Origin of the sequence: Klebsiella sp. YJ (genome assembly GCF_002108615.1) — a bacterium.
Lineage (GTDB): Bacteria > Pseudomonadota > Gammaproteobacteria > Enterobacterales > Enterobacteriaceae > Klebsiella > Klebsiella planticola.
Window position 1 is genome coordinate 274314 of the sequence record NZ_MTEG01000004.1, and the last position, 22926, is coordinate 297239.

At 56.8% G+C, this 22926-nt stretch carries 24 protein-coding genes and 1 tRNA gene; 8 read left to right on the forward strand and 17 right to left on the reverse strand.

Going from position 1 to position 22926, the window contains the following annotated elements:
- Positions 1-66: 66 nt before the first annotated feature.
- From BV390_RS05440 to BV390_RS05455, 4 genes are all read right to left on the reverse strand, one after another.
- On the reverse strand, positions 67-780 hold the full coding sequence (locus BV390_RS05440; protein ID WP_032689187.1) for an MgtC/SapB family protein: 714 nt from the start codon (positions 778-780) through the stop codon (positions 67-69).
- A gap of 61 nt (positions 781-841) precedes the next feature.
- A complete protein-coding gene (locus BV390_RS05445; protein WP_047664245.1) occupies positions 842-1861 on the reverse strand; it encodes a nucleoside hydrolase in 1020 nt (339 codons plus the stop codon).
- Positions 1836-2867 carry a LacI family DNA-binding transcriptional regulator gene (locus tag BV390_RS05450; RefSeq protein ID WP_032696511.1) on the reverse strand — a complete coding sequence of 344 codons (1032 nt, stop codon included), beginning with the start codon at positions 2865-2867 and terminating at the stop codon, positions 1836-1838. Before BV390_RS05450 ends, BV390_RS05445 begins: the two co-directional genes overlap by 26 nt.
- Before the next feature lie 106 nt (positions 2868-2973).
- Complete coding sequence (locus BV390_RS05455) at positions 2974-4368, reverse strand: MFS transporter (RefSeq protein WP_032700673.1); 1395 nt, start codon at positions 4366-4368, stop codon at positions 2974-2976.
- Between the two features lie 293 nt (positions 4369-4661).
- On the opposite strand from BV390_RS05455, the gene cueR reads away from it, so the two are divergent.
- Complete coding sequence (gene cueR / locus BV390_RS05460) at positions 4662-5072, forward strand: Cu(I)-responsive transcriptional regulator (RefSeq protein ID WP_032689183.1); 411 nt, start codon at positions 4662-4664, stop codon at positions 5070-5072.
- Here cueR and BV390_RS05465 read toward each other — a convergent pair.
- Both BV390_RS05465 and BV390_RS05470 read right to left on the reverse strand, forming a co-directional pair.
- A complete protein-coding gene (locus BV390_RS05465) occupies positions 5069-5533 on the reverse strand; it encodes an NfeD family protein (RefSeq protein ID WP_032689182.1) in 465 nt (154 codons plus the stop codon). The genes cueR and BV390_RS05465 overlap by 4 nt on opposite strands.
- On the reverse strand, positions 5530-6447 hold the full coding sequence (locus BV390_RS05470) for an SPFH domain-containing protein (protein ID WP_032689181.1): 918 nt from the start codon (positions 6445-6447) through the stop codon (positions 5530-5532). Before BV390_RS05470 ends, BV390_RS05465 begins: the two co-directional genes overlap by 4 nt.
- 139 nt (positions 6448-6586) lie before the next feature.
- Between BV390_RS05470 and fetA the strand changes: the two genes are divergently transcribed.
- Together fetA and fetB are read left to right on the forward strand one after the other, a co-directional pair.
- Positions 6587-7264: an iron efflux ABC transporter ATP-binding subunit FetA gene (gene fetA, locus BV390_RS05475; RefSeq protein ID WP_032689180.1), complete on the forward strand. Its 678-nt coding sequence runs from the start codon at positions 6587-6589 to the stop codon at positions 7262-7264.
- Positions 7251-8033 (forward strand): iron efflux ABC transporter permease subunit FetB, encoded by a 783-nt coding sequence (gene fetB, locus BV390_RS05480; RefSeq protein ID WP_032689179.1) that lies wholly within the window; start codon positions 7251-7253, stop codon positions 8031-8033. Before fetA ends, fetB begins: the two co-directional genes overlap by 14 nt.
- Before the next feature lie 91 nt (positions 8034-8124).
- On the opposite strand, the gene BV390_RS05485 is transcribed toward fetB, so the two are convergent.
- The 3 genes from BV390_RS05485 to tesA are packed head-to-tail and all read right to left on the reverse strand — an operon-like array spanning position 8125 to position 10460.
- Positions 8125-8979, reverse strand: coding sequence for a co-chaperone YbbN (locus tag BV390_RS05485; RefSeq protein WP_032689178.1), 855 nt, complete (start codon positions 8977-8979; stop codon positions 8125-8127).
- A gap of 58 nt (positions 8980-9037) precedes the next feature.
- Positions 9038-9847: an SDR family oxidoreductase gene (locus BV390_RS05490; protein WP_162180125.1), complete on the reverse strand. Its 810-nt coding sequence runs from the start codon at positions 9845-9847 to the stop codon at positions 9038-9040.
- Positions 9837-10460 (reverse strand): multifunctional acyl-CoA thioesterase I/protease I/lysophospholipase L1, encoded by a 624-nt coding sequence (gene tesA, locus BV390_RS05495; protein ID WP_032689237.1) that lies wholly within the window; start codon positions 10458-10460, stop codon positions 9837-9839. The genes BV390_RS05490 and tesA overlap by 11 nt, the downstream gene beginning before the upstream one ends.
- Here tesA and ybbA point away from each other — a divergent pair.
- Together ybbA and ybbP are read left to right on the forward strand one after the other, a co-directional pair.
- Positions 10431-11117, forward strand: coding sequence for a putative ABC transporter ATP-binding protein YbbA (ybbA, locus tag BV390_RS05500; protein ID WP_032689236.1), 687 nt, complete (start codon positions 10431-10433; stop codon positions 11115-11117). The two genes, tesA and ybbA, sit on opposite strands and share 30 nt — an antisense overlap.
- Complete coding sequence (gene ybbP / locus BV390_RS05505; RefSeq protein WP_032689176.1) at positions 11114-13528, forward strand: putative ABC transporter permease subunit YbbP; 2415 nt, start codon at positions 11114-11116, stop codon at positions 13526-13528. Before ybbA ends, ybbP begins: the two co-directional genes overlap by 4 nt.
- Positions 13529-13680: 152 nt before the next feature.
- On the opposite strand, the gene BV390_RS05510 is transcribed toward ybbP, so the two are convergent.
- Positions 13681-13989, reverse strand: a complete 309-nt coding sequence (locus BV390_RS05510; RefSeq protein ID WP_004858861.1) for a monooxygenase — start codon at positions 13987-13989, stop codon at positions 13681-13683.
- Positions 13990-14198: 209 nt separating this feature from the next.
- Between BV390_RS05510 and BV390_RS05515 the strand changes: the two genes are divergently transcribed.
- Positions 14199-15344 (forward strand): porin, encoded by a 1146-nt coding sequence (locus tag BV390_RS05515; protein WP_085396671.1) that lies wholly within the window; start codon positions 14199-14201, stop codon positions 15342-15344.
- A 193-nt stretch (positions 15345-15537) separates the two neighbouring features.
- Here the strand turns inward: BV390_RS05515 and mnmH are convergent, their stop codons facing one another.
- From mnmH to ppiB, 5 genes are all read right to left on the reverse strand, one after another.
- The gene (mnmH, locus tag BV390_RS05520) at positions 15538-16614 is read right to left on the reverse strand and encodes a tRNA 2-selenouridine(34) synthase MnmH (protein WP_085396672.1); all 1077 of its coding nucleotides are present in this window, start codon (positions 16612-16614) and stop codon (positions 15538-15540) included.
- Between the two features lie 184 nt (positions 16615-16798).
- The gene (gene purK / locus BV390_RS05525; RefSeq protein WP_032689161.1) at positions 16799-17866 is read right to left on the reverse strand and encodes a 5-(carboxyamino)imidazole ribonucleotide synthase; all 1068 of its coding nucleotides are present in this window, start codon (positions 17864-17866) and stop codon (positions 16799-16801) included.
- A complete protein-coding gene (purE, locus tag BV390_RS05530) occupies positions 17863-18372 on the reverse strand; it encodes a 5-(carboxyamino)imidazole ribonucleotide mutase (protein WP_085396673.1) in 510 nt (169 codons plus the stop codon). Before purE ends, purK begins: the two co-directional genes overlap by 4 nt.
- Positions 18373-18491: 119 nt before the next feature.
- On the reverse strand, positions 18492-19214 hold the full coding sequence (lpxH, locus tag BV390_RS05540; RefSeq protein ID WP_032700649.1) for a UDP-2,3-diacylglucosamine diphosphatase: 723 nt from the start codon (positions 19212-19214) through the stop codon (positions 18492-18494).
- Positions 19215-19217: 3 nt separating this feature from the next.
- On the reverse strand, positions 19218-19712 hold the full coding sequence (ppiB, locus tag BV390_RS05545; RefSeq protein WP_004858873.1) for a peptidylprolyl isomerase B: 495 nt from the start codon (positions 19710-19712) through the stop codon (positions 19218-19220).
- 173 nt (positions 19713-19885) lie between these two features.
- Between ppiB and cysS the strand changes: the two genes are divergently transcribed.
- Positions 19886-21271: a cysteine--tRNA ligase gene (gene cysS / locus BV390_RS05550; protein ID WP_032689155.1), complete on the forward strand. Its 1386-nt coding sequence runs from the start codon at positions 19886-19888 to the stop codon at positions 21269-21271.
- Positions 21272-21359: 88 nt separating this feature from the next.
- Here cysS and ybcJ read toward each other — a convergent pair whose 3' ends face one another.
- Together ybcJ and folD are read right to left on the reverse strand one after the other, a co-directional pair.
- The gene (gene ybcJ / locus BV390_RS05555) at positions 21360-21572 is read right to left on the reverse strand and encodes a ribosome-associated protein YbcJ (protein ID WP_004858878.1); all 213 of its coding nucleotides are present in this window, start codon (positions 21570-21572) and stop codon (positions 21360-21362) included.
- A 1-nt stretch (position 21573) separates the two neighbouring features.
- Positions 21574-22440, reverse strand: a complete 867-nt coding sequence (folD, locus tag BV390_RS05560; RefSeq protein WP_004858880.1) for a bifunctional methylenetetrahydrofolate dehydrogenase/methenyltetrahydrofolate cyclohydrolase FolD — start codon at positions 22438-22440, stop codon at positions 21574-21576.
- Positions 22441-22796: 356 nt separating this feature from the next.
- Between folD and BV390_RS05565 the strand changes: the two genes are divergently transcribed.
- A tRNA-Arg gene (locus BV390_RS05565) sits at positions 22797-22873 on the forward strand.
- Positions 22874-22926: the final 53 nt, after the last annotated feature.

Consider the following 22926-nt stretch of genomic DNA (forward strand, 5'->3'; position numbering starts at 1 on the left):
TGACTGTGATAAAGGTTAAACCTTCCAGCAAGGGGAAGGTCAAGGTGTTTATTTGCCGCGGCGTTTTTAGTGTTCCAGCGCAATCGCGCAGACATGTTCCAGAGAAGAAAGGCTGCTGTACAGTTCGGGTAAGGTCATTTTTTTCCTCACCACCAGCTTAAGGTTGACCTCTATTTTTCCCTTTTTTAAATCACGGATCGTGATGGTTTCGATAATATTTTTTTGCTGCGTAATACCCGTTATTAGCGTTTCTAAGCCGGATTTTTCATCAAGGATAATGCGGATTTTTACTTTGCCGGGTGACTGATTTTTAGTTTGTAAAAAAATGACGAAATAACTGAGCTTGATCGCCAGCAGGAATAATCCGGTGGCGAGAAGAGCATGCAGATAAAAACCGGCGCCGCTGGTAATGCCTACCCCTGCGGAAGCCCATACTATTGCCGCTGTCGTCAGCCCGGAAATCGCATCATCATGGCGGTGGAGGATCACCCCCGCGCCGAGAAATCCGACGCCGCTGATGATCTGCGCCGCCAGGCGCATCGGATCGCTGCGGATGTTGGCGGAGATCTCAGCGTAATACTCCGCCGACTGGATCGAGACAATCGTCAGGACGCAGCTGGCTACGGAAATAATCACGCAGGTTTTAAAGCCAACCGGCTTACCTTTTGATTCTCTCTCCAGGCCGATGATTCCGCCGAGAATAAAAGCCACGCCAATTTTGCATAGCGTAATGAAAGCAGATTCTCCCTCGCCAGATAAGATGAGCGCCAACGTATTCATTTTTCCTCCGCAAAACCCTGCCCGCGCAGCGCGTGCTGTTCCTCTTGCCTGTGCCGGAATGCTAGGCGCGGTAACGGTGAATATAGTGTTCGAGCAGCGCCAGAAGATGGTTATTATCGATACTTTCGAGGATGCGTACTGTCGCGCCTTGCGGCTCGGGAATCCCCACCTCCAGGCGCAGGCCGTCACGCCCGTAGCGGCAGGTCATACCGCGAGTGATGCCTTCCAGGGAGACGTCGAGGTAATCTTCTGTGGTCGTCGCCATTGTCGGATCAAGTAACCAGGCAACGGTTAACACATCATGGATCCAACATCCGGGCAGGTTGCGGGTCTGCATTGAGTAGGCGATCCACGGGCGAACAGTCTGGGCCAGATAACGACTAAGCCCGTTATTTACCGAAGTCAGACGATCCAGATCGCGATGAAGCATTTGCGTTTTCGTGGTGACATCCATCGGCACCAGCGTGACAGGGGCGCCGCTGGTGAGTACGGCGTGTGCCGCTTCAGGATCCAAACCAAAATTGGTGTCCTTTATATAGCCCGCAACGTTGAACACCCCGCCCATGATCACGATGTTTTTAACCGTACCAACGATGTCGGGATAGAGCTGTAGCGCTATCGCCACATTGGTGAGTGGTCCGGTGGCAATCAGCGTTATCTCGCCGGGATGGTTGCAGATCAGCTCGCCGATGGCCTGTGGTGCCAGAGGCTGCACGGCCTGGCAGGTTGGCGGGGCAGGGACGTCCGACCATAGCTGGCGTAAGCCAGCGCGATCGACGCCATGATCGAGTTTTTCGCGCCACGGCAGCGGGTCTTCTCTGAGGGCGCGGGCGGCGCCGCGATAGACCGAAACCGGGATATCTAGCTGTCGGACGAGCTCTTTGGCGACGGCATAGCCGGTTTCTACCGGCGTATTGCCTGCCACGGTGGTGATCATTTCCAGGGTGATTTGCGGTGCGGCAATCGCCAGCGCCAGCGCCAGGCCATCATCGATATTGGCACCCGGAACGCCGTTCCCCGGGTCGCAGTCGATAATCACGCGCATGGATTCATTTTCATCTTGTCTCAGGTTGTACTTCATGTCCCTGGCAGCCACACGACTCTCCCACTCGTAAATAAAACTCAAATTCAACGCGGCGAACCTTACCGTCCCAGTTTTTCAGCATGTCGATCGCCGCCCGGGCCATTTTGTCGACGGGCTGGCGGACGGCCGTTAAGGAAGGGACGTTGTAAGCCGATTCTTGTGTGGCGTTAAAGCAGACCAGCGCCACATCCTGGGGCACACGCAGCCCGTGCTCTGCCAGCGCGCGTAAGCAGCCGATCGCCTGCTGTTCATTGGTGGCGAACAGCGCGCGCGGAGGCTTTCCCTGCAGCATACGTTTTGTCGCCTCATAGCCTCCTGCCCGCGTATAGTTGGTCGAAAAAATCCAGCCAGGAGTGACCGCCAGCGACGCTTCTTCCAGCGCTAACTGCCATCCCCGAATACGATCCTGGGTGTTGAGCATTTCACGCGGGCCACAGATAATGCCGATATCGCGGTAGCCGTGATCGATAAGATGTTTCGTCACCTGCCAGGCCGCCAGCTGTTCATCCACCTGAATAACGCTGACGTTTAATCCGGCATCGACGCGATCCAACATCACGCAGGGCGTGCCGCTCTCTTCAATCAACTCAATATACGGGTGCCGGTCAACGCTGGTATAAATCAGGCCGTCAACCTGGCGATTGAGCATGTTGTTGATCAGTTCACGCTCCCGTCCGCTGTTATCACCCGCATCCCCCAGCAGGAGGACCTTGCCGTCAGCAAACGCTTCGCGCTGCAGGGCGTGCGCCATGGAGGCAATAAACGGGTTTGAGATATCCGGGGCCACAAGCCCGTAAGTTTGCGTACTCCCCGAGGCCAGAGCGCGGGCGATACCATTGGGCCGGTAACCGGTTTTCTTGATCGCCTGCAACACGCGCTGCCGGGTTGCCTCGGCAACGGGACGTGGACCGTTATTAATAACGTAACTCACGACAGCGACAGATGTTCCCGCCTCCTTTGCGACATCGGAACGTGTTACGCGTTGTGAATGTGATTGGGTCACGAGGCACCTACCTGGTTGAGTTCAGAGCATTCTCTTTTCCGCACAGCATAAGGTGTTGTCCCCCAAAAATCTTGGGTAAAGAACGCGCATCCAGCGTTCTCCGTGCTCAAATTGCGTCCTCAGGTAAATTGAGATCGCGTCCGCGCGTCTCCGGAGCGAAAAAGGTGGTCACCAGACCGATGGCAGCCATCAGCGAGAAATAGACTGCGATAGGCCACCAGTGCCCGTAAAACGAGAGCAGCGCCGAGGCCACCAGCGGCGCGGTACCGCCCGACATAATTGAGCCCAGCTCTTTGGCGAAGGCCATTTTGGTATAGCGATTAGTCACGCCAAAAAGCTCAACGCCCCAGGCCGCCTGGACACCGAAAATACCCAGCGAAGCGAGCCCCATACCGGTAATGATGGTGGGGATAACAATCCACGGCTCACGGGAGTCGAGCAGCATAAAGGCCGGGAAGGCGTAGAGGATCAGTAACAGACAGAACCAACGATAGATGATGCGCCGACCGAAGCGATCGGAAAGCCAGCCCGCCAGCGGAATAATGGCGAATCCCAGAATCGACGCGATAAACACGGCCACCGTCGGGACCGATTTATCGACCATCAGAACCCTGGCGACATAGCCAATGATAAAACCCTGGGCGAGGTAGGATGGGCCATTTTCGCCGATGCGTAAGCCGACCATTGTCCAGAACGCACGGGTGCGTCGCCAGAAGCCACGGGTGTCCTGCTGTTTCATGGCCTGGCCGCGGCGCAGCGATTTTTCACGTTCGGCCTTGAGCAGCGCTTTTTGTCGTTCAAAGACCGGAGTTTCACGGATATGGCGACGAATGAACAGCGCCGTCGCGGCGATGAGAATGCTGCTGAGGAAAGGGATGCGCCATCCCCAACTGAGCAACGCATCTTTGTCCATTTGTAAGACAACGAGCCAGACCAGAGAGGCGAGTAAAGTGCCGCTGTTGGAGCCGAGAGCGATAATGGAAGAGACCAGCCCGCGGCGCTTCACGGGGGCGTATTCACCGAGCATCACGGTGCCGCCTGAGAGTTCTGCTCCGGCCCCCAGCCCTTGAGTAAATCGCAGAATAACCAGGCACACCGGCGCCCATACGCCAATCTGGGCGTAGCCGGGAATTAAGCCGATTAGCATGGTTGAGAATCCCATCAGGCCGATGGTGATCACCATGACAATTTTGCGTCCGTGCCGGTCGCCTATCCAGCCAAACAGCAGCGCGCCGATGGGCCGGGCAATAAAACCAACGGAATAGGCGGCAAAGCTGGAGAGAAGCGCCATGACTGGGGTGGCCTGTGGAAAAAAGACATCGCCAAAGATAATACCGGCGGCGAGTCCGTAGAGCGCAAAATCGGCATATTCCATCGTGGTGCCTAACCAGCAGGAAAACGTCGCTCGCCAGAATTCGCGGCGCCCTTCGGGGGTTTCCATGCGCTCCTGGGCAGCCTGCTGGCCGTCAGTCAGGGGAACAGAGGATGAATGCGTGTTCATAAGAACTCCTTGAAGTGAGCTGTCGACAAAAGCCGCAGGTTTTAACTCTTCATGTTCTACTCGCGTAGATATTATATTTCTTCGGCAGATTAATAGATCTACCCGCGTAGAATTGAAAGATGAAAGAGTCAGGATTGCGAAAGCGATCACTTATAACAGGCAATTGTTACAGAAAATGATGCCCCGGACGCGCTACTCTGAAAGGAAGAAGGCTTCCTGAGGCGTCGCCCGGTAGGCGATGGCGGGAAGTGAGTTATAATGATGCTCTGTAGGCGCCAATCGACGGAGGACACGTGAATATCAGCGATGTGGCAAAAAAAACCGGCTTAACCAGTAAAGCGATTCGCTTTTATGAAGAGAAGGGACTGGTCACGCCGCCGCTGCGCAGTGAAAACGGCTATCGCAGCTACAGTCAACGGCACCTGGATGAACTGACCTTACTGCGCCAGGCGCGGCAGGTCGGGTTTAATCTTGAGGAGTGCCGCGAACTGATCTTTCTGTTTAACGATCCGTCGCGGCACAGTGCGGACGTTAAGCGCAGAACGCTGGATAAAGTTGCGGATATTGAGCGCCATATCAGCGAGTTGCAAAATATGCGCAGGCATCTGCTGGCGCTGGCGGAAGCCTGTCCCGGCGATGACGGCGCCGATTGTCCAATTATCGACAACCTTTCCGGCTGCTGCCACCGCAAGGCGCAGGCTTAGCGGCGTGGCGCGGTGGCCCGCACGCGCAGCGTAATACCTTCGACGGCCAGTACCTCTACGTGGCTGCCTGCGGCAAGGTCCTCATCGGCCACCACCGGCCACGAGCTGTCGCCAACCCGTACGTGACCATGGCCGTTGATCAGCGGGCTTTCCAGCATGAAGACGCGGCCGACCAGCTGCTTGCCGCGCTGGTTGAGCTGCGCGTCGGCCGGTTTCTGGCGCGCGACCTGCCTGCGCAGCCAGTGTGACCACAGCCAGGCGGCCAGCAAGGTCATCGCGGCGAACAGCGTGCCCTGCCACTCCCAGCCGAAGGGCAGCCCCCAGGAGAGGAGTCCGGTGACTACGCCGGCGATGCCGCTCCACAGCAGATAGCCGTTGCCGCCCAGCATTTCAGCGGCCAGCAGGAGTCCGCCGAGGCTCAGCCAGAAAATATGCGGATGGGCGAGAATGAGCGCGATCATGATTTTTTCCGTTCGCCAGAACCTTCTTTGATAAGCTCGCTGATACCGGCGATAGAGCCCATCAGGCTGCTGGCATCGAGCGGCATCATCACCACTTTGCTGTTATTGGCGGAACCAATTTTCTGCAGCGCATCGGTGTATTTCTGGGCCACAAAGTAGTTAATCGCCTGAATATCGCCGGAGGCGATAGCGGACGAGACCATCTGCGTCGCGCGGGCTTCCGCTTCCGCAGAACGTTCGCGGGCCTCGGCCTGCAAGAATGCCGACTGGCGTTCCCCTTCCGCTTTCAGGATCTGCGACTGCTTTTCCCCTTCGGCTTTGAGAATTTCGGCCTGGCGTATCCCTTCGGCTTCAAGAATATAGGCGCGTTTGGTTCGTTCGGCTTTCATCTGGGCGTTCATCGAGGCAATCAGTTCAGCCGGCGGGCGCACGTCGCGAATTTCGACGCGGGTAATTTTGACGCCCCACGGGTTCGTCGCTTCGTCGACAATATGCAGCAGGCGGGTGTTAATGCTGTCGCGCTGGGAGAGCATTTCGTCAAGTTCCATCGAGCCAAGAACGGTACGAATGTTGGTCATCGTCAGGTTGACGATCGCCTGCTGTAAATTGCTGACCTCATAAGCCGCTTTTGGCGCATCAATGACCTGAATAAAGCACACGGCATCAATAGTAACGTTGGCGTTATCGCGTGAAATAACCTCCTGGGAGGGAATATCAAGCACCTGTTCCATCATATTAATCTTACGGCCAATCCGATCCATAAATGGCACCACCAGGCTTAAACCCGGTTGCAGCGTCATGGTGTAGCGGCCGAAACGCTCAACGGTCCACTGGAAGCCCTGGGGGACAATTTTAACGCCCGCCATGACGATAACCAGCGCGACGAAAATGAGTACGGGGATAAAGATCAGCATCAAAAAACCTCCTGTTTTATTGCCTGATGAGGCGCCAGAAAAAATGACGCAGGTTTAAATTGAGTATATCTTTCTCCTCACCCAGGCGAAAGGAAACTGGAGTAAACTAGCAGGGTTGTGAGAAAAAAGTGGAACAATAATGAAGGAAAATAACGCTATTTTGCGTCTTGCGAATGTTGGCTTTCAGGTCGACGAGACGGTCATTCTTAATAATATAAATCTCCAGCTGCGGGCCGGAGAATTTAAGCTGATTACCGGGCCTTCCGGCTGTGGAAAAAGCACCTTGCTGAAAATTATCGCCTCGCTGCTGAGCCCTACCTCCGGGCAGATTTTTTTTGCCGATCGGGATATTACGGCGCTCTCGCCGGAAACCTACCGCCAGCAGGTCTCCTACTGCGCGCAGACCCCGGCGCTGTTTGGTGACTCGGTTTATGACAATCTGATTTTTCCCTGGCAGATTCGCCATCAGCAGCCGGATCCAGCGGCGCTGGTCGCTGATTTACAACGCTTTGGTCTTGCGGAAAATACGCTGGAAAAATCAATCAATGAGCTTTCTGGGGGAGAAAAGCAGCGGGTTTCGCTGATCCGTAATTTGCAATTTTTGCCCCAGGTATTGTTGCTTGATGAAATTACCAGCGCGCTGGACGAAAGTAATAAACACAACGTCAACGATATTATTCATCGTTATGTGACGGAAAAAAATATTGCGGTGCTGTGGGTCACCCACGATCGCAATGAAATTGCCCATGCTGATGAGGTGATCACGCTGCAGCCCGCCGGCGGCAGCGCTCAGGAGGTGTCTCATGAACGGGCATAATATTACCAACGAATCGCTGGCGCTTTCGATGGTGCTGGTGCTGGTGGCGATTATTGTGAGCTACCGGGAAAAACTGGCGCTGGAAAAAGATATCGTCTGGAGTATCTGTCGGGCGGTGGTGCAGCTGATTATTGTCGGCTACGTCCTGAAATATATCTTCAACGTCAATCACGCGCTGCTGACGCTGCTGATGGTGCTGTTTATTTGCTTTAACGCGGCATGGAACGCGCAAAAGCGCAGCAAATATATTGATAAGGCCTTCCTGTCGTCATTTATTGCCATTACGACCGGCGCCGGACTGACGCTGGCGGTGCTGGTCTTCTCCGGCTCCATTGCTTTTGTGCCGATGCAGGTGATTCCGATCGCCGGGATGGTGGCCGGGAACGCGATGGTGGCGGTCGGGCTGTGCTACAACAATATGGGACAGCGCTTCAACAGCGAACAGCAGCAAATTCAGGAGAAGCTCAGCCTGGGCGCTACGCCGAAAATGGCGGCTGCCGGGTTAATTCGCGACAGTATTCGCGCATCGCTGATCCCGACTATCGATTCGGCTAAAACGGTGGGGCTGGTGAGTTTGCCCGGCATGATGTCAGGGCTGATTTTTGCCGGCATTGATCCGGTGAAGGCCATTAAATACCAGATTATGGTGACGTTTATGCTGCTCTCTACCGCCAGTCTGTCGACGATCATCGCCGGCTATCTGACCTACCGCAAGTTCTTTAACGCCCGCCATCAGCTGGTGGTGACGCAGTTGAAAAAGCACTCATAAACGTAACGACTCCCCGGATGGCGGCACGACAGTGCCGCCCATAGCCCCGGTAAGCGTAGCGCGACCGGGGGGATTGACTTGGATAAGGGGATTAGTACAGCAGCGAATAGAGCTGACGGCGGTACTTCGCCGCCAGGGCATCGCCGGTACCCAGTGCGGCAAGGATCTCCTGCAACATCTTGCGTACCTGGCCGTCTCCGGCGCCTAAATCCTTCTGCAAATGACTGAACAGCAGCGCCAGCGCTTCTTCATTGCGGCCAACCTGATGCAGCTGCAGCGCGAGCTGAGCGGCCAGCGCGGCATCTTCAGGATGCTGTTCAACCTGCTGCTGCAGCTGTTGAATTTCCGGCGTATCGGCCGCCTGTTTCAGCAGCTCAATCTGCGCGACCAGCCCCTGATAGCGGGTATCCTGATCCTGCATAGGAACGGTTTTCAGCACCGCTTCGGCTTCGTCGGAACGCTGCAGCGCGATCAGCGTCTCCGCCAGCAGCAGGCCAATCTGGCTGTCCTGGTTCGACATCTGCCACGCGTCTTTCAGCAGCGGCAGAGCCTCAAGATATTTTTCTTCCTGCATCAGCGCCAGCGCCTGCTGAGCTTTGAGCTCCTCTTCGCGGGGCAGCACTTTATCCAGCAGCGCACGGATGGCTGATTCCGGCTGCGGGCCTTCGAAGCCGTCTACCGGCTGGCCGTTCTGGAACAGATAAACCGTCGGGATTGAGCGCAGGCCAAACTGTGAGGCAAGCATCTGCTCAGCATCGCAGTCCACTTTCGCCAGCGTAAACTGCCCGTTGTATTGCGCAGCCAGTCCTTCCAGAACCGGCGTCAGCTGCTCGCAGTGCTGGCTGCGCGCTGACCAGAAATAAAACAGCACCGGCGCAGTAACGGATTGCTCCAGCGTCTGGTGCAGGTTAGCTTCGGTAATATTGATAACATTCTGTACTGACATGAGCGCATCTCTTTAGTCGATTTTGGGTATACATGGGGGCGACAGCCGGAGCTTCAACTCAGCCCTGGATAATTTTGTCCATCAGTCGCGTCGGCAGCAGGCGTTTGAGCAGCGCCACGGCGTGGGTGACAAGCGTCACCGGATAGCGTAATTGCGGTTTGTCGCTGGTAAAAGCATGGCGCACTTTTTCCACCACCGCTTCCGGGCCGAGGGTAAAGCGTGCGGCGATACCCGGATTCTCCACCGGCTTATCGCGCTGGGTTTGGTTGACGTTGGTGGTAAAACGGGTGTTGATGGGACCGGGCTCAATCAGGCTGACCTTAATGCCGCTATAGCGCAGCTCCATACGCAGCGCATCGGACCAGGCTTCCAGCGCATATTTGCTGGCCGCGTAGGCGCCGCGACCGGGGCTGGAGATGATCCCCATGACCGAGGAGGTCATGACGATACGCCCTTCGCCGTGCGGCTCCATTGCCGGCAGAAGTAACATCGTCAGCTGGTGTGCGCCAAAAAAGTTGGCGGAAAACTGCGCCTCCATCTGTTGACGGCTAATGGTGGCGAGCGGGCCATAGACGCCGTATCCGGCGTTATTAAACAGCCCGTACAGGCGATTATTGGTCAGGGCGATGACCTCCGCAGCGGCGCGTTCAACGCTTTGCGGATCGTCGAGGTCCAGCAAAATACCGGTCAGCCCGAGCTCCTGCATCCGCGCCACGTCGTCCGCTTTACGGCAGGCGGCCAGGACGTTAAAGCCCTGGCGTTTTAAATCGAGGGCGCTTTCAAGACCAATACCGCTGGAACAGCCTGTAACTAAAACCGATTTTTGCATAACTTTACCTGCAAGCGACGCCTGAAGATCAGGAGTCATGATTAACTAAGGGAGCCAGCCGGGTTGCCATCCAGTCGGCAATAAAAGGCTGGGCATCGCGATTGGGGTGGATGCCATCATCCTGCATCCACTGGGGTTTCAGATAGACCTCTTCCATAAAAAAGGGCAGCAGAGGAATATCAAACTCTTTGGCCAGGGCCGGATACAGGGCGCTAAAGGCTTCATTATAACGACGGCCATAGTTGGCGGGCAGGCGAATTTGCATCAGCAACGGCTGAGCGTTGGCGGCTTTGATATCCTGAATCACCGTCCGCAGAGTTTGTTCGGTTTGCTGGGGCGGGAAGCCGCGTAGCCCGTCGTTGCCTCCCAGTTCGACCAGCACCCAGCGCGGCTGATGCTGCTTGAGCAGCGCCGGGAGTCTTGCCAGCCCTTGCTGCGAGGTGTCGCCGCTGATGCTGGCGTTGATGACCGGCGTGGTGGTCTGCCACTTATCGTTGAGTAGCGCAGGCCAGGCGGCGCTGGCGGCCATGCGATAACCGGCGCTCAGGCTATCGCCAAGAACTAATAGCTTGTCTGCGGCCATGGCGCGGCAGGCAAAAAAAATCAGAAACAGGAAAGGCAAATGCCAGCGGAAAACATACTTGAAGTTCATCATCTTAAGAAGTCCGTCGGTCAGGGAGAGCATCAGCTTTCCATCCTTACCGGAGTTGAGCTGGTTGTCAAACCGGCGCAGACCATCGCCCTGATTGGCGAGTCGGGGTCGGGGAAATCGACCCTGCTGGCGATACTTGCCGGGCTGGATGACGGCAGCAGCGGTGAGGTCTCCTTACTCGGCCAGCCGCTGCATACGATGGATGAAGAGGCAAGGGCGCGGCTGCGGGCCAAACATGTCGGCTTTGTCTTTCAGTCATTTATGCTGATTCCAACGCTTAATGCTCTGGAAAACGTCGAGCTTCCGGCGCTGCTTCGCGGTGAGACCGATAACCAAAGCCGTGGCAGCGCCCGAGCATTGCTGGAGCAACTGGGTCTGGGTAAACGTCTTCATCATCTGCCGGCGCAGCTTTCCGGCGGTGAGCAGCAGCGGGTGGCGCTCGCCCGCGCGTTTAACGGTCGGCCTGAGCTGCTGTTTGCCGATGAGCCTACCGGCAATCTTGACCGCCATACCGGCGACAAAATTGCCGATCTGCTGTTTTCCCTTAATCGAGAGCATGGTACCACCCTGATCCTGGTGACCCACGATCCGCTGCTGGCGGCGCGCTGCGATCGGCGGCTGCGCCTGGTGGACGGCCTGCTGCGGGAGGAAGCATGATTGCCCGCTGGTTCTGGCGCGAATGGCGCTCGCCCTCGCTGTTGATAGTCTGGCTGGCGCTGAGCCTGGCGGTGGCCTGCGTGCTGGCGCTGGGGTCGATCGGCGATCGGATGGAAAAGGGGCTCAGCCAACAGAGTCGCGAATTTATGGCCGGGGACCGGACGCTGCGCAGCTCGCGTGAGGTGCCTGCCGAGTGGATTGACGAGGCGCGCAGGCTCGGACTCACCGTCGGAGAGCAGCTGAGCTTCGCCACCATGACCTTTGCCGGCGATACGCCGCAGCTGGCGGATGTGAAGGCGGTGGATGATACCTATCCGCTTTACGGTAAGCTGGAGACGCAGCCGCCGGGCCTGAAACCGCAGGCCGGAAGTGTGCTGCTGGCCCCGCGCCTGATGGCGCTGCTGAACTTAAAAATCGGCGATACTCTTGATGTCGGCGATGCCACGCTGCGTATTGCTGGCGAGGTGCTACAAGAGCCGGATGCCGGCTTCAACCCTTTCCAGATGGCGCCGCGGCTGATGATGAACACCGCCGATGTGGCGAAAACCGGCGCGGTACAGCCCGGCAGCCGTGTCTCCTGGCGCTATAAGTACGCCGGAACCCCGCAGCAGCTGGCGGACTATGAAAAGTGGCTCCTGCCGAAGCTGGGGCCTGAACATCGCTGGATCGGCCTGGAGCAGGACGACAGCGCCTTAGGCAAATCACTGGAACGCTCGCAGCAGTTTTTACTGCTGTCTGCGCTGCTGACTCTGTTGCTGGCGGTGGCCGCGGTGGCGGTGGCGATGAGCCATTACTGCCGCAGCCGCTACGATCTGGTGGCGATCCTGAAAACTCTTGGCGCCGGACGCGCGCAGCTGCGTAAGCTTATTGTCGGCCAGTGGCTGATGCTGCTGGCGCTGGCGGCGGTGACCGGCGGCGCGATGGGGGCGGGGCTCGAGCAGATTCTGCTGCTGATGCTAAAACCGGTGCTACCGGTGGCTTTACCGCCGGCCAGCGGCTGGCCGTGGCTGTGGGCGATCGGCGCGATGGTGGTGATTTCGCTGCTGGTGGGGTTACGACCTTATCGCCTGCTGCTGGCAACGCTGCCGCTGCGGGTACTGCGTCAGGATGTCGTTGCCAACGTCTGGCCGCTGAAATTGTATATTCCGCTGGTGTGTGCGGTGGTGGTGATTCTGCTGGCCTGGCTGATGGGCGGAAGCCCGCTGCTATGGGCGGTACTGGCCGGTGCCGTGGTACTGGCGCTGCTGTGCGGCGTGTTGGGCTGGGGGCTGCTGTGGATGTTGAAACGGTTGACCTTGAAAGCGCTGCCGTTGCGTCTGGCGGTGAACCGTCTGCTGCGCCAGCCGTGGTCAACCCTGAGTCAGCTGGCGGCATTTTCGCTGTCGTTTATGTTGCTGGCGCTGCTGCTGGTGCTGCGCGGCGATCTGCTGGATCGCTGGCAGCAGCAGCTGCCGCCGGAAAGCCCCAATTACTTCTTAATCAACATTGCTCCGGAGCAGGTCGCTGCGGTGAAAACGTTCCTCGCCGGGCATCATGTTACGGCGACCGAGTTTTACCCGATTGTGCGCGCCCGCCTGACGCAGATTAACGGTCAGGCGGCGGAGAACAATAAAGACGAAGCGTTGAACCGTGAGCTGAATCTGACCTGGCGCAGCGAGCGGCCGGATCATAATCCGCTGGTGGCCGGAAGCTGGCCGCCGAAAGCCGGGGAGGTCTCGATTGAAGAGGGGCTGGCGCAGCGGTTGGGCGTCAAGCCTGGCGATAGCGTGACGTTTACCGGGGATACTCAGGACTTTAGCGCGAAAGTGTCCAGCGTGCGTAAAGTTGACTGGGAGAGCCTGCGGCCAAACTTCTTCTTTATCTTCCCGCCGGGGGCGCTCGACGGGCAGCCGCAAAGCTGGCTGACCAGCTTCCGCTGGGATAACGGCAATACGCTGTTGACGCAGCTTAATCGCGAATTCCCCACCGTCAGCCTGCTGGATATTGGTGCGATTCTGCGTCAGGTGGGCCAGGTATTGACACAGGTCAGTCGGGCGCTGGAGGTGATGGTGGTGCTGGTGACCGCGTGCGGCATTTTACTACTGCTGGCGCAGGTTCAGGTCGGTATGCGCCAGCGCTATCAGGAGCTGGTGGTCTGGCGCACGCTGGGGGCCGGAAAGTCGCTGTTGCGTACCACGCTGTGGGCGGAGTTTGCGTTGCTGGGCGTGGTCTCCGGCGTAGTGGCGGCCATCGGCGCGGAGGTGGCGCTGGCGATGCTGCAAACCAAAGTCTTTGATTTTCCGTGGACGCCGGACTGGCGACTGTGGGTGATGTTGCCGCTGTGTGGTGCGCTCCTGCTGTCGTTATGCGGTGGCTGGCTAGGGTTGCGTTTGTTAAAAGGCAAAGCCTTGTTTCGCCAGTTCAGTCAGTGACTGGATGGAGACGTCATCGGACAAGCGTCTGGTGACGCTGCGCTTGCCCGGACCTACGGGAAAACGCAGCCTGCTGATATACAGGAACACAGGCCGGGTAAGGCGTCAGGCCGCCACCCGGCAAAAATACGAGCTCCGTCGCGAAATGAACGCTACTGCAGATGACCGTGGTTCAGTGCGGTGAGCGGTTCATTGACGTCGAAAACTTTGCCGATAACTTCATCAACGCCGAGCGATTTCAGGCGCGCGGTATGCTTATTGAGGTAAGCGAGGGCGGTCTCTTCATCCTCGAAAAGATAGATCCCGCCCGCCTCGTGGTTCTTTTCGCTTTCCGTCCAGACCTTCCAGATAAACCCCGGCTCCTGATTGATCGACTCGGCCAGCTCCACGAGCTGGCGGGACATCTCGCTGCCGAAGGGGCCGTTAAAGGCAAAGTGCAGCTGCAGTAGTTTTTTCGACATAATTCCTCCATGGATAATGTTTGAGCGTCAGTACTTCATTTTAATGACAGAACGATGAAATGATAATCGCTGATTTTTTAAGCGCACAAAATGATAACTCACTGATTTTTAAGAGCACTAAACATTAAAAACCCAACAACACGTCATGCCAAATCACGGTTAATATTCAGCTGGAAACTATAAGGTTGCTTATTACTCAAGGAAAAAGCATGGCACATAAAATAAAAACGCTGGCGATAACGATCGGCGCAGCACTGGCGTTAACCTCTTTCGCATCCCAGGCTGAGATTACGTTACTGAAACAGGACCCGCAGGCCGGAGATCCGCTGAGCCGCCTGAACTTTACCGTCGGCGGGAGTATTCGTCCGCAGTTCAACATGATGTCCGGCGACGGCGATAAAGGGTCTTATAAACGTAATGGTTTTGATGGCGGGACCCGTTTCCGCTTCGCCGCTGATTATTATCTGTTTGATGATATCAGCTGGATCAGCTATTACGAGCTGGGGGTCAATATTCCGGCATTGTTTGACTGGGATAACCACTATGCGGAAGGCGCCAATAATACGACCCGCCGTATGTTGTACACCGGGCTGAAGAGCGACACCTGGGGGACATTAACCTACGGTCAGCAAAACAGTATTTACTACGATGTGGTTGGGGCGAAAACCGATATCTGGGATTACGACATGATCGCCCAGGCGCCGGGTAACGGCATCAACGGCGACTACGATGGTTCGTACCGTTCCCGTAATATGCTGAAATATAAGAAAACGGCGGGTGACGTTGACCTCTATGCCTCTTATTTGTTTGAAGATAATGAATATCTGCCGGGCAATGGCCTGCGCTATAAGCGTAAAGGCGGCGGTTCCGTGGGCGTGGATTATCACATCACCAGGGACCTGACCTGGGGGACCGCGTGGAACTACACCCGTGCCGAGATGCGCGACCCGTCAACAGCAGACAACAAAACCTATGATCAGAATATCCTCGGTACGGCGCTGAGCTGGAAGCCGGATAACTGGACCTTCTCCTTCGGTGGCGGTTGGTATCAGAACTTTATGACCACCAAAAAAACCGATGTTTACGACTATTTCGCCGGGGATGCCTGGGGGATTGAGTACTTCGCCGGTTATACCTTCCCGATTGGTCAGTACGCGGTGAAAACGATTCAGCCATACTTTATGGGCGACCGCCTGGAGTACGTCAACGGCCGTAACTATCAGCGAATTGATAACGGACTGGGGATCAGCTTCCAGCTGGATTACGGTTTCCGCGTTGATTATGAGCACGTCTTTACGTCCAGCACCGACAACCTGGGAGATATGAACCTGGTGCGTCTGCGCTACGACTTCTAAGCGGCTGCGGCTCCCCGGTGGCGCTGCGCTTACCGGGCCGCAGTCTTACTCCCCGGTGGCGCTGCGCTTACCGGGGCTACAGTCTTACTCCCCGATGGCGCTGCGCTTACCGGGGCTACAGTCTTACCGCCATCGGCGGACCTTTAGCCCGGCTAAGGCGTTTACGCCGCAAGCCGGGCAGTAGGGCGTTTGATTACTTCGCCAGCCAGGAGGCGACGTCATTCCAGCTGCCGCGAAAGATAATTTTTTCCGCTTTTTTACTCAGCTGATAGCGATACATCGGGTCGTAGTACTCTTTCAGCAGCGGCACCAGCCAGGCAAAATGGGCATCGGTCGTGGCGCCTCGCTGCTGCGAAGCCAGCGCCTCATCAAGCAGGGTCGTGAGCTGGGCAAAACGCTGTAGCCCCAGGCGACGGCGAATGGCAAACAGACCGTGATGCAGATACTCGCTATACTCCTGCCAGCCTTTCTCTTCACCGAAAGCATCAATAAAATCACGGTGCATACGGTCAAAATACTCTTCCCGCAGGCGCTCCAGGCGGATCTCAAACGGGTCTTCCACTACCGCCAGCGGCGACTGCGCCATGCGCTCACGCATGCATTCCGGCAGGTGGTTTGCGCCGATCATATGTCCTTCATCTTCCAGCACCCAGCGGCGATGCTGCCCGACTGTTTTCAACATCGCCACCGCCAGATGGTTTTCAAATGTTGCCTGGGCGTGCTGTTCACGCAGCGTGCGGCCGAACGATGAGCCGCGATGGTGGGCGAGTCCCTCCAGATCGATACCGTCGGGTCGGGAGCAGACCAGCTGGGTCTTGCCGTTGCCGGTACAGCCGCCGATCAGCACGATAGGGCGCTGCACCAGCTCTTCGGTGAGCCGGATGGCGGCCTGGCGCAGCGCCTTATAGCCGCCGACGATCAGGGGGTAATCCACGCCCGCTTCCTTCAGCCACTGCTGGACGATATGCGAACGCTGACCGCCGCGGGCGCAGCACAGATAGCCCTGTGGATAACGTAAGCAGGCGTCGCGCCATGCGGCGAGACGCTTTTCCCGCACCTCGCCGCTGACTAACTGATGGCCCAGCGCTAAGGCCGCGTCTGCGCCGTGGCGTTTATAGCAGGTGCCGACGGCGGCGCGCTCGGCGTCGTCCATCAGCGGCAGGTTCAGTGCCGCGGGAAGTGCGCTTTGGCGGAATTCGATCGGGGCGCGGACGTCAATGATTGGCGTGTCCGCTGTGAGAATAGTGCGGTAATCGGTCCCATTTTTCATGGGTCATCCTTCTGAAGTCAAACTGAAAGCGTCTTTAAATAAGAAAATCTTTAAAGCAAGGAGGGGATTCTACGCGCCTGAATGTCTGCCGGGGAAGGGCGAAGATCAATTCCCCGGCAAATAGCCGTTTTCATTCGGGCGAACGGGCGGCGGATGCGCTGCTCGCCCGAAGGGGTCAGGAGGATTACGCCAGCTGGGATTGCGCCCAGAAGATACCGCTGGCGTACTCCGGCGGCAGGATAGGTTTTAACGCTTCCAGCGTGGCGCTCAGGCGGTCGGTATCGCTGTCGGTCAGGTTAAGGTGACCCACTTTGCGCCCCGGACGCACCTCTTTGTCGTACCAGTGCAGATGCACCAGCGGCAGCTTCAGCCAGTCGTAGTTCAGATCGGTACCGATCAGGTTGATCATCACCGAAGGGCTGTTCACGACCGGCGGCGGCAGCGGCAGGCCGGTAATCGCCCGCAGATGCAGTTCGAACTGGCTGATCGAGGCCCCGTTCTGGGTCCAGTGACCGCTGTTGTGCACGCGTGGCGCCAGCTCGTTAATCAGCAGGCCGTCCGCGGTGACAAAACACTCCATCGCCATCACGCCCACGTAGTTCAGCGCGTTCATAATGGCGGTAAGCATGCTTTCCGCCTGGTCCTGCTGGCGGGCATTGGCCTGCGGGAAGGCGACGCTGGTACGCAGAATGCCCTCCTGATGCAGGTTGCGGGTCAGCGGGTAGAACACCGTGCTGCCATCCTGCGCGCGGGCGCCAACCAGCGACACTTCGGCGGAAAAGTTGATGCCTTGCTCAACAATGCATTGGCCATAGTTTTCATCCGGCAGCTGCGCAATGTCGTTTTCGCGCAGTCGCCATTGGCCGCGACCGTCGTAACCGCCCACGCGACGCTTAACGATAGCCAGTTCGCCCAGACGTGCGAATACCGCCGGCCACTCGCTTTTATCTGCCAGCAGCTGCCACGGCGCGGTGGCGAGCTCCAGCTTATCAAACAGCTGTTTTTGCGTCAGACGGTCAGCAATGATCGGGAACACATCGCGGTTAACAAACGCCGGGTGGCGCGCCAGTTCACGCGTGAGCGCCGTTTCCGGCCAACGTTCGATTTCGGCAGTGATCACGCTTTGCTGAAACGGCACCGCTTCAGGATCGGCTTCCAGACCGACTGGCCAGACGGCGATACCCAGCGGTTCACCGGCCTGGCGCAACATCCGGCCTAGCTGGCCGTTGCCAAGGATGCAAACCTGCTTCATGCCGCACCCCGCGGATCCGGATTCTCCAGCACCTCATCGGTCTGGGCCTGACGCCAGGCGCTCAGGCGCTGATGCAGTTCAGCGTCGTGCAGCGCCAGAATCTGCGCCGCCAGCAGAGCCGCGTTGGCGGCACCGGCTTTGCCGATGGCCAGTGTACCGACCGGAATTCCGCGCGGCATCTGAACAATAGAGTAGAGACTGTCTACGCCGCTTAACGCCGCGCTTTGGACCGGCACACCGAGCACCGGCACCAGGGTTTTCGCCGCAATCATGCCCGGCAGATGCGCCGCGCCGCCCGCACCGGCAATAATCACCTGATAACCGTTGCTTTCCGCGCCTTCGGCAAAGCTAAACAGCTTATCGGGCGTCCGGTGTGCGGAGACCACTTCAACATGGTACGGAACGTTCAGGGCATCAAGGATTTCTGCGGTAAACTGCATGGTAGCCCAGTCGCTTTTGGACCCCATCACGATGGCGATACGCGCCGTATTATTGCGGGAAGACATGCGTCTTAAAACTCCTGTGGGTGTGCTTCACACTGCTTTAGAGGCCACAGAGAATAACATGATCTTTCGGTAAGGAAAACGGTTGCGTCACCGGTGATGGGGTGAAAATGGGCTGGAAATTAAAACGGGAATGAGATCAGTTCGACGTCGTCTTTGCTGACTTTGACCATCGACCCTTCGCTGTGCCAGGCGCCGAGGACCACGCGAAACGCCGGTTTGCCGTTGGCCTCTAGCGGGTGGACGGCAGGACGATGCGTGTGACCGTGAATCAGCCACTGTACCTGATGCCTCTCCAGCGCTTCGACCACCGCCTGCGGATTGACATCCATTATTTCCAGCGACTTGCTGCTGTTGGCCGCTTTACTGTCGGCGCGCATTCTGGCGGCGATGCGGCGGCGAATAAACAGCGGCAGGGCAAGGAACAGACGCTGAATCCACGGCGTATGGACTTTGGCACGAAAAGCCAGATAGCCCGGATCGTCGGTGCAGAGCGTATCGCCGTGCATTATCAGGACCCGACGGCCGTACAGGTCGAGCACTTTTTCTTCCGCCAGCAGCGTCATCCCGCAGGCGCGTGCGAAGCGCTGGCCAACGAGAAAGTCGCGGTTGCCGTGAACAAAATAGCAGGGCACGCCTGATTGAGTTAATGCGTTGATTGCCGAGGCGATTTGCTGATGCAGCGGGTTCGGATCGTCATCGCCAATCCAGGCTTCAAACAGATCGCCAAGGATATACAGCGCGTCCGCCTCACGGGCTTCGCCGGCTAAAAAGCGTAGAAAACCGGCGGTGATCGCCGGTTCTTCTGTTTGCAGATGCAAATCCGCAATAAAAAGTGTCGCCACGAATTACTCGCTGACGGTGACGCTTTTGATCACAACATCTTCTTTCGGCACATCCTGATGCATGCCGCTGCGGCCGGTAGCGACCGCTTTGATTTTGTCGACCACGTCCATGCCTTCAACCACTTCGGCAAATACGCAGTAGCCCCAACCCTGCAGGTTTTCACCAGAGAAATTCAGGAAGTCGTTATCGACAACGTTAATGAAGAACTGCGCGGTGGCGGAGTGAGGTGCCTGAGTACGGGCCATGGCCAGAGTACCGCGGGTGTTTTTCAGACCGTTGTTGGCTTCGTTCTGGATCGGGGATTTGGTGGTTTTCTGCTCCATGCCTGGCTCAAAGCCGCCGCCCTGGATCATGAAACCGTTGATAACACGGTGGAAAATGGTGTTGTTGTAGAAACCTTCGCGGCAGTAATCCAGGAAGTTTTTAACTGTTTCCGGCGCTTTGTCGTCAAAGGTTTTGATGACGATATCGCCATGATTAGTGTGGAAAGTAACCATTTTTGCATCCTGTTCCGATGATTGTGGTGCTTAAACCCAAAGTTGGGCGTGACATAGGGGGCTGTTATAGCATAACCGCCGGGTTCGATCACCTTGCATTGTGTGCTGCTTCGGGGTTGAATTAAGGTTAGAATACGCGACTTATATCCACACACGTCTACACGGAATCTTCGATGTTAAAAATTTTTAATACACTGACGCGCCAAAAAGAAGAGTTTAAACCTATCCATGCCGGGGAAGTGGGCATGTACGTGTGTGGAATTACCGTTTACGATCTCTGTCATATCGGCCATGGCCGTACTTTCGTCTCTTTTGACGTGGTTGCCCGCTACCTGCGTTTTCTCGGTTATAAGCTGAAGTACGTGCGCAACATTACCGATATCGACGATAAAATCATTAAGCGTGCTAATGAGAATGGCGAAAGCTTTGTCGCGCTGGTCGATCGCATGATTGCCGAAATGCACAATGATTTCGATGCGCTGAATATTCTGCGTCCGGATATGGAGCCTCGCGCCACCCATCATATACCCGAGATCATTGAAATCACCGAACAACTGATCGCACGTGGCCATGCGTACGTAGCGGACAACGGTGATGTGATGTTCTCGGTACCGACCGATCCGAATTACGGGCAGCTGTCGCGCCAGGATCTGGATCAGCTGCAGGCTGGCGCGCGCGTTGATGTCGTTGACGTCAAGCGTAACCCGATGGACTTCGTGCTGTGGAAAATGTCGAAAGAGGGCGAGCCGAGCTGGCCGTCGCCGTGGGGCAACGGTCGTCCTGGCTGGCACATTGAATGTTCGGCGATGAACTGCAAACAGCTGGGCAACCATTTTGATATTCACGGCGGCGGTTCGGATCTGATGTTCCCGCATCATGAAAACGAAATTGCCCAGTCCACCTGTGCCCATGACGGGGAATACGTTAACTACTGGATGCACTCCGGGATGGTGATGGTTGACCGCGAGAAAATGTCAAAATCGCTGGGCAATTTCTTTACCGTGCGCGACGTGCTGAAGTACTACGATGCGGAGACCATTCGCTACTTCCTGATGTCCGGCCACTATCGTAGCCAGCTGAACTACAGCGAAGAAAACCTCAAGCAGGCGCGTTCTGCGCTGGAGCGTCTGTATACCGCGCTGCGCGGAACCGACAAATCGGCAGAGCCGGCCGGCGGCGACGCCTTCGAAGCGCGCTTTATTGAAGCGATGGATGACGATTTCAACACCCCGGAAGCCTATTCCGTGCTGTTCGATATGGCGCGTGAAGTGAACCGCCTGAAGACGGAAGATGTCGCCGCGGCTAACGCCATGGCCGCCCATATGCGCAAGCTCTCCGGAGTGCTGGGGCTGCTGGAGCAGGAGCCGGATGTCTTCCTGCAAAGCGGCGCGCAGGCTGACGACGGTGAAGTTGCGGAAATCGAGCAGCTGATTCAGCAGCGTCTGGATGCGCGTAAAGCGAAAGACTGGGCCGCTGCGGATGCGGCGCGTGATCGTCTCAATGAGATGGGGATCGTGCTGGAGGACGGCCCGCAGGGCACTACCTGGCGCCGGAAGTAAGCGATAAAAAACGCCCGGCTTGCCGGGCGTTTTATTATCAGTCTTAGCCCACCTCCTGTTGGAGGTGGCGATCATTCATTTAGCAGGATCAGGCAGTAACGGTGACGCTCTGGCCTTCAAAACTCACCGTCTGACCGGCGACGATTTTGCAGCGTTTGCGGGTTTCTACCGCGCCGTCAACCTTCACCAGGCCATCAGCAATCGCGATTTTTGCCTGCGCGCCGCTCTCACTCCAGCCTTCCAGCTTCAGTAGATCGCACAGTTCAACGTGTGGGTGTTTGCCCAGAGAAAAATTCGCCATCTCAGGCCTCCTGAATGTCGTGATATTCTTCGCACGCCTGTAGCGTGTTTTGAATCAGTGTAGCAACGGTCATCGGGCCAACGCCGCCCGGGACTGGCGTAATGTATGACGCGCGTTCCGCGGCATCTTCGAAGACCACGTCTCCGACCACTTTGCCGCTTTCCAGACGGTTAATACCGACATCCACAACGATGGCGCCTTCTTTGATCCACTCGCCCGGGATAAAGCCCGGTTTACCGACCGCAACAATCAGCAGGTCGGCATTTTCGACATGCTGACGCAGATTCCGCGTAAAGCGGTGGGTTACGGTAGTGGTGCAGCCCGCCAGCAGCAGCTCCATGCTCATCGGACGGCCCACGATGTTCGATGCACCGATAACCACGGCATTCAGGCCGTAGGTGTCGATATTGTAACGCTCGAGCAGAGTGACGATTCCGCGCGGCGTACACGGGCGCAGTCGCGGGGCGCGCTGGCACAGACGGCCGACGTTGTAAGGGTGGAAACCGTCAACATCTTTGTCCGGGGCGATACGCTCCAGCACTTTCACGTTATCAATTCCGGCAGGCAGCGGCAGCTGTACCAGAATACCGTCGATAGTGGTATCGGCATTCAGCGTATCAATAAGCTCCAGTAATTCCGCTTCGCTGGTGGTTTCCGGGAGATCGTATGAGCGGGAGACAAATCCCACCTCTTCACACGCTTTGCGCTTGCTGCCGACATAAATCTGCGACGCCGGGTTGCTGCCGACCAGTACGACGGCTAACCCTGGGGCGCGTTTTCCGGCCGCTGTGCGGGCCTTCACTTTTTCCGCAACCTCAGAGCGTACCTGCTGCGCAATCGTTTTACCGTCAATAATTTTTGCTGCCATCAGAGAGAGGATTCCATCTGTATCGTAACGAAAGGGGGATGCGGATATTTTGTCAGAAGCCAGCCTCGCTGTCAGTCCTCGTTTGAGTTTTTATCCCTCTTTGACAAAACTTGTGGCTAAAGACACTGCGGTTTAAAGGGATATTGGGGGCATTTATGGGGAATTGGGACGCGTTATTGTCGTCGATGATAGATAAGTGCTGAAAACAGGTGTCGGGCGATCTTTGCGCAACCTTTGTCGCATATGTAGGCAAGTTAGTTATGCCGCAGCAGTTTCATGGCAAAATGCATTGACTCACTGAGCGTTGACCGTATAATTCCAGGCGGTTTCATCCCATGAAGCATCCGCATTTCAGTGCGCCCTTAGCTCAGCTGGATAGAGCAACGGCCTTCTAAGCCGTAGGTCACAGGTTCGAACCCTGTAGGGCGTACCATTTTCACTTCTCTTAACGTCTCCTGAAGTCTACTAAATCCAGCATACACGCGG